12 protein-coding genes are annotated in these 12,754 nt (G+C 44.5%); 6 read left to right on the top strand and 6 right to left on the bottom strand.

Annotation, left to right across the window (positions count from 1 at the left end):
• Window positions 1–306 precede the first annotated feature (306 nt).
• The 4 genes from FXV91_RS17745 to FXV91_RS17730 all read right to left on the bottom strand — a co-directional run bounded on the left by FXV91_RS17745 (window position 307) and on the right by FXV91_RS17730 (window position 4,127).
• Window positions 307–756, bottom strand: a complete 450-nt coding sequence (locus tag FXV91_RS17745) for a hypothetical protein (RefSeq protein ID WP_229392094.1) — start codon at window positions 754–756, stop codon at window positions 307–309.
• A gap of 224 nt (window positions 757–980) precedes the next feature.
• Window positions 981–2,039: an AI-2E family transporter gene (locus FXV91_RS17740; protein ID WP_229392092.1), complete on the bottom strand. Its 1,059-nt coding sequence runs from the start codon at window positions 2,037–2,039 to the stop codon at window positions 981–983.
• A gap of 173 nt (window positions 2,040–2,212) precedes the next feature.
• On the bottom strand, window positions 2,213–2,737 hold the full coding sequence (locus FXV91_RS17735; protein ID WP_229392090.1) for an LURP-one-related family protein: 525 nt from the start codon (window positions 2,735–2,737) through the stop codon (window positions 2,213–2,215).
• A gap of 229 nt (window positions 2,738–2,966) precedes the next feature.
• Window positions 2,967–4,127: an iron-containing alcohol dehydrogenase gene (locus FXV91_RS17730; RefSeq protein WP_229392080.1), complete on the bottom strand. Its 1,161-nt coding sequence runs from the start codon at window positions 4,125–4,127 to the stop codon at window positions 2,967–2,969.
• A gap of 373 nt (window positions 4,128–4,500) precedes the next feature.
• Between FXV91_RS17730 and FXV91_RS17725 the strand changes: the two genes are divergently transcribed.
• From FXV91_RS17725 to FXV91_RS17705, 5 genes are all read left to right on the top strand, one after another.
• Window positions 4,501–4,647, top strand: coding sequence for a hypothetical protein (locus FXV91_RS17725; protein WP_229392079.1), 147 nt, complete (start codon window positions 4,501–4,503; stop codon window positions 4,645–4,647).
• Entirely contained in the window at window positions 4,644–5,465 is an 822-nt protein-coding gene (locus tag FXV91_RS17720; RefSeq protein ID WP_229392077.1) for an alpha/beta hydrolase, read from the top strand. Before FXV91_RS17725 ends, FXV91_RS17720 begins: the two co-directional genes overlap by 4 nt.
• A gap of 375 nt (window positions 5,466–5,840) precedes the next feature.
• Window positions 5,841–7,820, top strand: a complete 1,980-nt coding sequence (locus FXV91_RS17715) for an amylo-alpha-1,6-glucosidase (protein WP_229392076.1) — start codon at window positions 5,841–5,843, stop codon at window positions 7,818–7,820.
• A gap of 191 nt (window positions 7,821–8,011) precedes the next feature.
• Window positions 8,012–9,031 carry a glycosidase gene (locus FXV91_RS17710; RefSeq protein WP_229392075.1) on the top strand — a complete coding sequence of 340 codons (1,020 nt, stop codon included), beginning with the start codon at window positions 8,012–8,014 and terminating at the stop codon, window positions 9,029–9,031.
• Window positions 9,032–9,307: 276 nt separating this feature from the next.
• Window positions 9,308–9,589: a MarR family transcriptional regulator gene (locus tag FXV91_RS17705; protein ID WP_229392177.1), complete on the top strand. Its 282-nt coding sequence runs from the start codon at window positions 9,308–9,310 to the stop codon at window positions 9,587–9,589.
• Window positions 9,590–10,061: 472 nt separating this feature from the next.
• Here FXV91_RS17705 and ilvD read toward each other — a convergent pair whose 3' ends face one another.
• Window positions 10,062–11,723: a dihydroxy-acid dehydratase gene (ilvD, locus tag FXV91_RS17700; protein ID WP_229392073.1), complete on the bottom strand. Its 1,662-nt coding sequence runs from the start codon at window positions 11,721–11,723 to the stop codon at window positions 10,062–10,064.
• 237 nt (window positions 11,724–11,960) lie between these two features.
• Between ilvD and FXV91_RS17695 the strand changes: the two genes are divergently transcribed.
• Window positions 11,961–12,242, top strand: a complete 282-nt coding sequence (locus tag FXV91_RS17695) for a MarR family transcriptional regulator (RefSeq protein WP_229392071.1) — start codon at window positions 11,961–11,963, stop codon at window positions 12,240–12,242.
• A gap of 138 nt (window positions 12,243–12,380) precedes the next feature.
• Here FXV91_RS17695 and FXV91_RS17690 read toward each other — a convergent pair.
• Window positions 12,381–12,754 (bottom strand): transposase (locus tag FXV91_RS17690; protein WP_229392070.1); only part of this gene is annotated, 374 nt, incomplete at its 5' end.

The following is a 12,754-nucleotide window of genomic DNA, read 5'->3' as shown; positions in this document are numbered from 1 at the left end:
AATATATATAAAATTTAGAATATATATAAATGAGCATGTGTAAAATTAAGATTAAGCCGGTAAAAAGACGAGGATCGGGTTAATCGACTTTTTACCAGACTTTATAGCTCCAGAGTGCTTCTCATCCGCCAGGATTTCAATTTCCTTCTTCCTGTCTTCCGCTCTCTCAACCTCGTGCTCCGTTTCCCGGTGGATACATTAATCTGATCAACTATTTCATATTACTAAAACTCTTCAGGACAAACTTCAAAACTATTGTAAGCAGCGTGCCAAGAATAAGGAGTCGGCCTGGAATCTTTTCTTCACTCAACAGAGTATGCAGCTCAATCTTTGAGGCATTCGAGAATAAAGTCGGACAAGATCCAGCTCAGCGGTTAGTAGAATGAGACTATTGTCTGGAGAGAAACCAACAGGCTCGAGCCCTTCAGGGCTGAGCATCAGTCTGACTGCCATAAAAATCAGAGAGGCAATGGCAAGTACCTGAGATATTTCGGGATGCAGGGCTGAATATAAAGAGCAGCACTGAAACTCTCCGAGAAAATAGGCGATGAAACATGAAGTCAGCAGGAGAACTACTGCCGCAATAATTGCGGTACTGCCGATAACACCTATGAGATCGGAAATGTAGACCACAAAGAAAGCTACAAAAAGGACAAGCGAGGAAAGGCAGCCTGGGCCATCAAGAGTAGGGAGCCCGCTGGCAACTTCTTTGTACTTGGCCCGGATGAACAGGACGAGCTTCAGTGGAAGAAGCATTAGCAGGATGAGATACTTTGTGCTGTGTTCCAGGGCTTATTGTAACCCCTGAGAGCAAAAGAGGCGTGGCTATCGGTACATAATAAATGGTCACCACCATATTTAAACGAACTTGTAATTTTACCTATATCCAGATCATTTTTTCAAAAAAATAGTCTGTGAACGGGATGCCGGATAATCAACTTATTTGCATACCGGTCCTGCTGGAGCATCTTCCGGGGTTTTCAAAGTGCGTTTTCTCCCGCTTTTTTTTCATCCTTATCCTCACTCCCACTTGATTCCATCAGTTTCGCCAGCCAGCGCGTTTCTTCGAAACTTTCCAGGATTATCTTCACAACCATTGTAAGAGGTACCGCAATCAATGCCCCCGGAGTTCCCAGCACATAAGACCAGTAGAATAAAGAGAGAAACACGACAGACGGAGATAACTTAAGGCCTTTTCCTGCAAGGGAGGGAAAAAGGACATTTTCTACAAGAGCGTTGACGAGCGAGATGCCGACAAGGACAGCCAGTGCTCCTAGAACTCCGTATTTAAAAAGTGCAAGGAGCATTGGAGGAAGAGCAGCCAGAATAAAACCCAGGTAGGGAATATAACCGAGCAGGAATGTCAGGAAACCCCAGAGAATTGCAAAATCAATGCCCCCGATAAGGAGAAGTACGGCAGTCCCGATACCTCCTATCAGATTGGTTTCAGTCCGTATGACAATGTAGTTCACAAGGCTTCTGCCAAATTCGGTGGTCTGCGATAGCAGGAGAGACTGTTTTTCAGCCTCCTTCTGCACCTTTTTCGGGGCTCCGGCAGCATCCAGTAGCAAAAACGTTGTCGTGACAATGATAAGCCCGGTTGTTGTCCCGGCATCTAAAACTCCGGTAAGAATTCCCGCTGTAAGACTGAAAGCAAATGCTCCCACATTACGCAGGATTGATTCTACAGAGAATCCGACGGATGGTAGATATATTGAAAGGTTTTCCAGAGTTTCCATTAACTGGGTTTCATAGTTTGGGATACGGCTGCTGAGCTGAAGTAAAGATCCTATAACCAGAAACCCGGTGCCCATGGCAACAACAATGAAAAAAAGGATAGCCAGACCGACGCTAACAGTGCTAGGAACCCCTTTTTTCTGGAGCCAGTGGACGAGAGGGGAAAAAATTAGAAAGGCGAAAATCGAGAAAAAAATGGGCACGAGTATAGTTGCTATCTGCTGCATACCGATAGTTAGAATAACCGCAGCGGTACCGTAGAGCAGAATTCTGGCTGGTGTTGAATGACTATTTGTATTCATAGTACTTTCCTAATCATTTTTTTATGATCCGTTTACTAGTGCTCGTGTGGAAATAAAGCTTCTCTTAACACTCGCCACCCGGCTATTCGCCAATATTTGTACAGTCTCTTTCCAGGCTGTCTTAGCCAGTTTAGTTCGTGTTTTGCTGTGATGTTCTTCTAAGGTGAACTAACTCAATCGTGTGCCATCTGATCAAGCGCAGCCGCAATTGCCAGGATAAGCGCATTGTCCTGTCCGGGCTCAATCTCCACTCCATAGGTATCTCTTATTCGGAACCATTTTTTTGAGATGTCTGCAATTTTCCTCCCTTCAGACTCAATCTCATACTCGTGATCCAGAATATTGCCGCGGATTTCCATATCAGGCCCGTCTGGAATTTCAACTTTCCATTTATCCCGCAAAATATTAATGAGATCTTTTTTAACTGTTGCAGCCAGGCCATCATCTGCTTTTTTGATGTCCATTGTATCCCTGATCCTGAGTAATTTTTCCTGAATTTTATAAAGGTCATTTCCACGCAGATCTTTGAAAATGAGAGTGTTGCGAATGCGGAGCGCCTTTCCATCAACATGGAATGCTCGCTCTCCGGTTTCGTCTTCTATCCAGTAATCGTCTCCGATGGAAACGAGTTTTTCATGCATTTTATAGACATGTCCTTTCTCCTCCTCATGGCCCCCACGGCCCCCAAATAATCTCATCAAAAATCACTCCCTATGTTTATGCAGTCTTGATACCTTCCTTGAAGAAATGGCTTATTAATCCTATCATAGAATCTGGAAAGTTAATAATGGTTCACCTTTCATCAAGGGGAAACAAATCACGAACCAGGCTGCTGAAAGACTGGCCTTTATATTAATGTCTGCTGTCAACGATATCCACTATCAGCAATTTGAGTTTTCGATTTCAGTTGCTCTTTTCAGATATTTTTCACATAGCTTTCCTGTAAATCTCAACGATATCCTCTTTTGAAAGCTCTCTGGGATTAGTCAGGCGGCAAATGTCCTGCATGGCATTTTCAGCCAGAAGTTCAAGGTCTTCTTCCCTTGCCCCCAGCTCTTTTAAGCCGGAGGGGATTCCAATGTCTGATGCAAGCTTTTTGATGGCATCTATTGCTTTATCTGCGGCTGTATCCGGGCTCAATCCCTCGACTTTTTCCCCCATTGCCTTTGCGATATCAGAAAAACGCTCGGGGCAGACCTGCTTGTTGTACATCTCCACATATGGCAGGAGGATTGCGTTGCAGACTCCATGCGGAAGGTTATAAAAGCCTCCGAGCTGGTGAGCCATGGAGTGCACGTAACCGAGGCTTGCGTTATTGAAAGCAATGCCTGCAAGATATTCGGCGTGTGCCATCATGTCCCTTGTTCTTATATCTTCCCCATGGGCGACGGCTTCCGGCAAGTATTTTGAGATAAGCTCGATTGCCTTGATAGCAGCCGCATCGGTTGTAGGGGTAGCCATCGTGGAAACATAAGCTTCAACCGCATGGGTCAGAGCGTCCATCCCTGTTGCAGCTGTCAGCGCTGGTGGCATACTAACCATCAGTTCAGGGTCGTTAACTGCTACATCGGGTGTAATTCGCGGGTCAACAATTGCCATTTTGATGTGTCTGTCTGTGTCCGTAATAATTGTAAAACTCGTCATCTCACTTGCAGTACCCGCAGTCGTGTTTACCGTAATGAGCGGAGGAATCCCTTTCGTAACTTTCCCCACGCCTTCGTAATCATTAATCATTCCACCATTATATACTACAATGCCAACTGCCTTTGCACAATCCATAGGGCTTCCCCCTCCGACAGCAATTATCATATTACAGTCTTCTTTTCTGTAAATGTCTGCTCCTTCCATAACTGAAGTATCAGTCGGGTTCGGGTCTGCTCCTGCAAAGATTGTCGCTTCCAGGCCTGCATCTTCAAGGATATAATAGATGTCTCGTGCAAGCTCTTCCCCATGCCTGCTTTTGCCTGAAACTATCAGGGCTTTTGTAGCCCCAAAATCTTTTGCGTGCCTGCCGATTTCTTTTACGCAGCCAGCTCCCATAAGGGCCACTTTCGGGTTCAGATATGTATATGTCCTGTTTTCTGTCATGCTTTTCAATTCCCCTTGAAAAATCCTTTTAGATCTCCCCAAAATTTTTATTAAAAATGCAAAATATTAATGGAAAAGATTCTCCCGACAGCTATTAAAGTTTTGCTCCGGAACAGAATTTCTGAAGGCAGCTCGTAAAGATTATAAGAGTAGAAGGGCAAACATTTTTTTAATTTATATTATTTGCACTTCCTAAAATTATTAGTAATAAGGACATTTTATTCTACTTGATTTATATCTTTCTCAATAATCTATGTATTATTTCCAGGCTGATAACGGATGCTGCAAATACCACGGCAAAATTCTAAGCAATCAGGTAATATAATAACCGGATAGAAACTGGTTCGGGTTTTCAGTGGTCTGGGTTGTCAGATTGTCAGATTACCATCTGGGAGGACTTATCCATGAATCAAACAATCGACTTCTCGAACCAGCAACCAGAGCATTTGTAGAAGAAATAAACAAATCAGATGGAAAAGAGTGCACTATTGATAACCGGAAAAAGGAGCACATCACATGACTACGATTACGACCAAAGACGACACGAAAATCTATTATAAGGACTGGGGGAACGGACAGCCAATAATCTTCAGCCATGGATGGCCTTTGAGTGCGGACGCATGGGAAGACCAGATGGTTTTTCTGGCTTCCCACGGATACCGCTGCATAGCCCATGACCGTCGCGGGCATGGCCGATCGAGCCAGCCCTGGAATGGCAACGACATGGACACTTACGCCGACGACCTTGCGACGCTGATCGAAAAGCTCGATCTGAAGAATGTGATCCTTATCGGTCACTCCACCGGAGGTGGCGAAGTTGCCCGCTATATAGGCCGTCACGGCACGAAACGTATAGCCAAAGCCGTGCTGATCGGCGCGGTGCCGCCGCTGATGCTTAAAACAGCTACCAACCCTGGCGGCTTGCCGATCGAGGTCTTCGACGGTATCCGTGCCAGTGTCCTCGCCGACCGCTCGCAATTCTTCAAGGACCTTCCCACGCAGTTCTACGGTGCCAACAGGCCGGGTGCGAGGGTATCACAAGGCCTGAGGGACTCGTTCTGGCTTCAGGGGATGCAGGCCGGTTTCAAAGGCGTCATCGACTGTATCAAAGCCTTCTCAGAGACCGATTTCACTGAAGATCTCAAGAAGTTCGACATTCCTACGCTCATTATCCACGGCGACGACGACCAGATTGTGCCGATCGGCGCTTCGTCCCTGGCTTCGTCCAAGATGATTAAAGGCTCCACGCTCAAAATATATCCAGGTGCACCGCACGGCCTGTCCTCGACTCTCAAGGACCAGGTCAATAAGGACCTGCTCGCTTTCATCAAGGAGTGAGCGATTATTAAGACGGGTCAGCTTCGACCTGGATCTCTCTCAGAAAGGAGGCAAAATCTCTCGAAAAATGACCTGCACAAGTTGCAAAGGTAACTTCATCGTTATATCACTGCTAGCCATAATGTATCATGAAAACGCACCTGAAGTACATTTGTAACCTGCAATGCAGTTGATGTGGTGAATGAAAATCTCAGGATTTCTATCGCCAGATCATAATTTGTGGCTTTTTCCTCACTGTATAGATCTCATAAATTAAATTTATACGAAGATGAATATATAATTCGCAAGTATGTCAAAATGAGCCAATAGTTGCGGATATAATAGTTTTTTTCCGAACGTACAGCTATTTAATAAATCAACCCTAATCAAATATATATGGGTGGGGCTAGTCTTGGAGCAGATTTTCTTTCAACATATGAGGAAGGAATAAAAAGAGAGTGGGTTATAGGAAACGGGCTTGGAGGATATGCTTCCTCCACAGTTATAGGGGCAGGAACAAGGACTTACCACGGACTGCTTGTAGCAGCTCCGGAGAATTCTCCGGGGAGGCTTCTGGTGCTTTCTTCCCTTGATGAGGAAATCTCTGTCAATGAAGAGATTTATAAACTCGCGGTCCATAAATATCCGGAAGTTATTTCTCCTGCGGGCTTCAATTACCTTTCTGAATTCGTTCGTAACCCGTTTCCTCACTGGGTTTACCAACCCGGTGATTTTATCGTAAAGAAAAAAGTCTTCATGGTTCATAACAGTAACACAACCTTTGTTCTCTATGAAATTACATCCCGAAAAGAGGGGGCTTTGCTAAGGATTTTCCCTCTGGTAAGCTCAAGAGACTTTAATCTCACTGCTCGCTCTGCGTACATTTCCTTTTTCCAGAAAGCTGGCCAGGCGGGAGTGGAACTGGCAAGCTCCAACGGTTTTACTTTCTCACTTTCATCTAATCTCCAGTATCACCCTGAGCCCGTGTGGCACTATAACCTGGAGTATGACACTGAGAGGCAAAGGGGACTTAACTTCCAGGAAGATATCTTTAATCCAGGTTATTTTGAAAGTGAACTCAAACCGGGCACTTCCCGTTTTTTTATTGCTGCTTCAACAGGAGATGTTTCTTCCCTTACTCTCGAGCAGGTTGATAAGCTCTATATAAGGGAAGCAAACCGCCAGAATCTTCTTGCTCTCGATTCAAAGCTTATCGAGCCTTTTGCTCTTAAGCTTCTCAGGGCGACTGACGCTTTTGTAGTGAAAAATCGTTCTACAGGTGAAAACACAGTGATTGCAGGATATCACTGGTACTCTGACTGGGGAAGGGATGCAATGATCTCTCTGCCTGGTCTGTTTTTAATTCCTTACCGTTTCGAGGAGGCAAGGTCCGCTCTCAACAATTTTGCCAGGTACTGCCGTAGAGGCTTAATCCCCAATACTTTCCCGGCTTTCGGAGGAGACCCGGTTTACAATACAGTGGATGCTCCCCTCTGGTTTATTCATGCCCTGGACCGCTATTTTGCATATACACAGGACTTCCTTTTCCTCTCGGATATCTGGGATACCGTAGGTGAGATTCTAGACAATTACTGCCAGGGCACGGATTTTGGAATCGGCATGGATTCTGATTATCTTATCCAGCAGGGCCCTCAGCTAACCTGGATGGACGCTAAAATCGGGGAATGGGCAGTGACCCCAAGAGCGGGTAAAGCCTGTGAGGTAAATGCTCTCTGGTATAATGCCCTGAAAACAGCTTCTTACCTGGGTACTCTTCTCGGCGAAGATATTTCCTCATATGAGACTCTTGCAGCCGGGGTAGCTTCGAATTTTGAGGATTCTTTCTGGAACCCGGAAATTGACTGTCTCTTTGACCTCATATACCGGGATGAGGCAGGAAACCAGGTTAAAGATCCTGCAATCCGTCCTAACCAGATCTTTGCCGTATCGCTCCCTTATACTATGCTCTCTCCTGAAAAAGAAAAAGCGATTGTAGACAGGGTTGAAAAAGATCTTCTAACTCCCTTCGGACTCAAAAGTCTCTCGAGTGACCATCCCCTATATAAAGGACAGTATCGCGGAGACGCCATGAACAGGGATACAGCCTATCACAACGGGACAGTCTGGCCCTGGCTCCTCGGAGCCTATGTGAAAGCTTACCTGAAAATCCATGGTAATTCAAACAGCAGTCTTGAATATATGCGAGCCCTTCTCGAGGGCTTTGATTCACATCTCGATACCGCAGGCATAGGCACCATTTCTGAGGTGTTTGATGGCGACTACCCTCACTCTCCCGGCGGTACTATTGCCCAGGCATGGAGCGTTGCGGAAATTCTCAGGGCATACGTAGAGGATGTACTTGGAATCAAGCCCTGAAAAAGTAATTGTGTGTAAATTGTAAATAATTGTGTGTAAACTGTAACTAATTGTGTGTAAACTATAAATTACACATATGGCCTTTGAAACGGGTTCAATGAGAGAATAATCTTATCTACAAGTAGATGAGGGAATAATTTATCTGGAAGGGAATGAGGGAAACACAGTTTAGAAGGGGGTAAGGGAGCAATATGACCTGGAAAAACCATGGAGAACTGTTTGTAAGATATAAAAGAAATCCTATACTTACCATAGGAGATTGGCCATATAAGGCTAATTCGGTATTTAACCCTGCAGCTGCGATAGTTGATGGTAAAACTCTGTTACTGGTGCGAGTTGAAGATCACAGAGGCTTTTCTCATTTTACGGTAGCCAGGAGTAATAATGGAATCGATGGCTGGGAAATTGACACTGAACCTACCTTTACTCCAGAACCTGTAAACTATCCTGAAGAGATATATGGAATTGAAGATCCGCGTATAACTTACATAGATGAGCTGGAAAAGTGGGCTGTAGCATATACTGCTTTTTCGGATTCGGGTCCCTTACCAGCTCTTGCTCTTACAGAGGATTTCCGTAAGTTTGACAGAGTAGGGCCTGCCCTGCCTCCTGATAACAAAGATGCTGCTATCTTCCCTGCAAGATTTAATGGCAAATGGGCACTGATACACAGGCCTGCGCCTACTGTCCACAGTAAGAAGGCAAATATCTGGATATCCTTTTCTACAGATATGAAATCATGGGGATGGCACGAGGTCCTTCTGTATGCCCGGGAGGGAGGATGGTGGGATGCCCACAAGATAGGTTTATCCCCGCAGCCGATCCGTACACCTGAGGGCTGGCTAATTATGTATCACGGAGTACGCCAGACAACGCCTAAAATAAGTTACCGGCTCGGGCTTGCTCTTCTTGATCTCAAAGATCCCACGAAAGTGCTCCGCAGGTCAGAAGGATGGGTTTTCGGACCTCACGAGACGTATGAACGCAGCGGCGACGTTAATGATGTTGTTTTTCCCTGTGGCTGGGTCGTGGTGAACGATGAAATTCGAATCTATTACGGAGGCGCGGATACATCCGTATCCCTGGCCAGTGCAAAAATGGACGATATAATGCGGTATATCCGTGAGTGCCCTGAGGAACAGTGTCCTGATGAATACTGCAGATTTTTTGAGGGGCACAAGGGAAGACCTGCTGATCCAAAAAAGGGGTAAGTATAAAGCCTAATTGGGGTTATTTAGTGAAAATCGCAAACAAGAGAATAACACTCAAGGATGCCACGAAGTAGTAAGCTTTCTAGTTAAGATAGCCTGGAAAACTGAGAAAAAAGATCTCATACTACCACAAGAAGTTAAAAATAAAAAGATTTCGATGATTTATGCAGAGACATATCTCTTATCTATTTCAATAAAGAGATAAGTTTATTAACCGTAGACAGTTATTGGGACTGAACTTACTTACAGATAACAGCCACCTCTGAGATGATATCAATGGATCCACTTGAAAAAATTTTTGGAAAAACCGCACAGATGACAGTCCTTAAGAACCTGATCGAAAATCAGAACGAACCAACCTACCTGTCAGGAATAGCTGAAGCAACCGGCTTGTCTCACTCCAGCGTATCAAGGGTTATCACACCCCTGGTCGAGTCAGGCGTTATCCTGGAAAAACCACTCGGAAAACAAATCCGAACTTTCCAGCTAAACACGGAAAGCGAGGCAGCAAATTTAATAGTAGATTTTTACAATAAAATCAACCAGCTGGTAGATTAAACCTGAATAACAAAGTAGATTAAGTCTGAATAACAAGGTAGATTAAGTCTGAATAATAAGAATCATGGGAAGTTCCAACTTCCTAATCTACTTTTTAAAATGTTTGCCTGTATTTGGGATACTTTCGTTTCTAAGCTTTGGCAGAAATACGCACTGCGCCATTCTTCGCAATCCTGAACGAAGGCTTGTCCAGATACTTAAGACCTAACTTCAAGCCTTGAGACTAATTTGCTAGAAGGCCTTTTAGGATTGTTATACATATTCTTATTCTAGCCTTCGGCATTAAATTCGATACATTTCTGGACGACATCCTGGATGAAAGTCCCCAAAATGCTTGAAATGAATAAAATTAAAGAAAATAATAGAGGAAAAATCCTCCATAAATACAGACTTCAAAACAAATTACTAAAAACTTTGTCCATAAAAACTTGTCTATAAAAACTTAGTCCATAAAAACTTAGTCCATAAAAACTTAGTCCACTATCCCGCCCGTATTTGCGGAGTGGACAGAACGCTGGTACCTGGCAAGGTAACCTGTGATTTCTGTTTTCGGAGGCACAAATGCAGCTTTTCGCTGCTTAAGTTCTCCTTCAGAAATCTTAAGGTTCAGGGCTCTTTCAGGGATATTGATTTCGATCATATCACCATCTTTTACAAGAGCAATTGGCCCTCCTTCACTGGCTTCAGGAGAAACATGCCCTATGCACGGCCCTCGAGTCCCTCCGGAGAAGCGTCCATCAGTGATCAGGGCTACCGATTCTAGAAGTCCCATACCTCCAAGTGCGGCTGTAGCTGCAAGCATTTCCCTCATTCCGGGGCCGCCTTTTGGACCTTCGTATCTTACAATTACAATGTCTCCAGGTTTCACATCACCTGCAAGAATACTTTGCATAGCATCTTCTTCGCCGTCATAAACCCTGGCAGGACCTGTATGAACATGCATCCCCGGATCAACTGCAGCCTGTTTTACAACCGAGCCATCAGGTGCAAGGCTGCCTTTTAAGACTGCAATTCCTCCCTGGGCATGAATTGGGTTTTCAAGAGTTGCAATAATCTCTTTATTGAGCTTCGGGTTGACAAGATCCAGCTCGTTCAGGTTTTCTCCGATAGTGTTGCCATTAACAGTAAGCTGTTCCAGATGGAGTTTAGGAGAAAGTCTCTGCATAATTGCCTGAACTCCGCCTGCCCTGTCAAAGTGCAGCATGAAATTAGGGCCGCCAGGCCTGAGGGAAATAAGATGGGGAGTTGTCCTGCTCAGTTCGTCAAAGGCTTCAAGAGGAAGTTTTAGTCCGAATTCATGGGCAAGAGCAGGAAGGTGGAGAGTACTGTTCGTGCTCCCTCCGATTGCCATATCCACCGTTATGGCATTCTCAAAGGATCTTTGAGTAACAATCTTTTTCGGGGTGAGGTTCTCCCTGACCATTTCCACAATTCGCTCTCCTGATTCCTTGGCAATGCGCGTCTTTTTTGCATCCACCGCATGGGCAGTTGCACAGCCAGGAAGGCTCAGCCCGAGAGCTTCGGTCATGCATGCCATGGTATTCGCAGTAAACATTCCTGCACAGGACCCTGCTCCTGCACAGGAAAAGTTTTCAAGCCTGTTAAGGTCGTCATCTGAAATTTTACCTGCGCTATGAGCTCCCACCCCTTCGGAAACTGAAATCAAATCCCTGTAATCGTCATCAACATATCCGGGGAGCATCGGTCCTCCGGTTACAACAATTGCAGGAATGTCAAGCCTTCCTGCTGCCATAAGGTGTCCTGGCACGATCTTGTCACATGTGGGGATAAGGACCATACCGTCAAACTGGTGGGCTCTGACCATCAATTCGATTGTGTCTTCAATAATTTCCCTGCTAGGAAGAGAGTATTTCATACCTTCGTGTCCCATTGCGATCCCATCGCAAACTCCTACAGTATGAAATTCAAAAGGAACCCCTCCAGCATTCCTGATTCCAGCCTTTACAGCCTCAGCAAGTTTATTCAGGTGCATATGGCCAGGAATTATATCGTTCCAGGAATTGACGACTGCAATGAATGGTTTTTTCATTTCCGAATCTGTGACGCCAGTCGCTTTCAGGAGTGAACGGTTGGGAGCTCGTTCCGGTCCCTTTTTGATGATATCGCTTCTCATGTTAAATCTCCATAGAATTTCATTGTGAGAGTTAAAAGTTATGACATATACGACTTACGCATTTGAGACTAAGTCAGAGGGATTAAACACATTCTCGATAGAACAGAATCTCCAAATATTGAGGGGATTTTGTACAGATCATCTATTCTGTCCAATAAGGAAAGAAGTTTATAACCGCAGGTAGTTATTGTAACTGAGAACCACTTATAGAGAATAGCCACCTCTGAGATGATACCAATGGATTCAATGGAAAAAATATTTGGAAAAACCGCACAGATGACAGTCCTTAAGAACCTGATCGAACAACAAAGTGAACCAACTTACCTTTCAGGAATAGCCGAAGAAACCGGATTGTCTAATTCTAGCGTATCAAGGGTTATCACACCTTTGATCGGTTCAGGCGTTATCCTGGAAAAGCCACTGGGAAAACAAATCCGAACTTTCCAGCTAAACACGGAAAGCGAGGCAGCAAATTTAATAGTAGATTTTTACAACAAAATCAACCAGATGGTAGATTAAGAGCCTATCCGAAAAGTGGTTACGTGCTGTAACTTTTACATTAGGTAATATGCAAAACCGCAACTGGTACTCTGATATCATAGACCTATTATGGCTTTCCAGCATGCATTACTGACTTTTCGGATAGGCACTAAGAACCTATCCGAAAAGTCCTGCTGCTCTGAGTGTTATCCATGCGCATGCTAAATGTAGCATAGCAAGGTAATTCTCAATTTTCTTTTCCCATCTTATAAGCAGTCTTCTGAATCTGTTTATCCAGGAATGTGTCCTTTCGACAACCCACCTCCTTGCCCTAAAACCTGGTATCTCTATTCTTACTTTTTCCTCCCCACGGCTTTTGATATGGGCAGTGTAACCATATTCTTTAACCAGTTCTCTGATATCAGGAAAATCATATCCTTTATCCATACACATATTCTGAATAACATCATCTGGAGAAGTTCTTTCAAAAATAATGGCATCTAAAGTCTCTTTTACAAGCTTTTTATCGTGACGATTTGCTCCATCAACAG

Source organism: Methanosarcina sp. DH2 (assembly GCF_020804225.1).
In the GTDB taxonomy this organism is placed as follows: domain Archaea; phylum Halobacteriota; class Methanosarcinia; order Methanosarcinales; family Methanosarcinaceae; genus Methanosarcina.
Note: the sequence above shows the minus strand (reverse complement) of the source record. Positions and strands in the feature narration are given on the sequence as shown.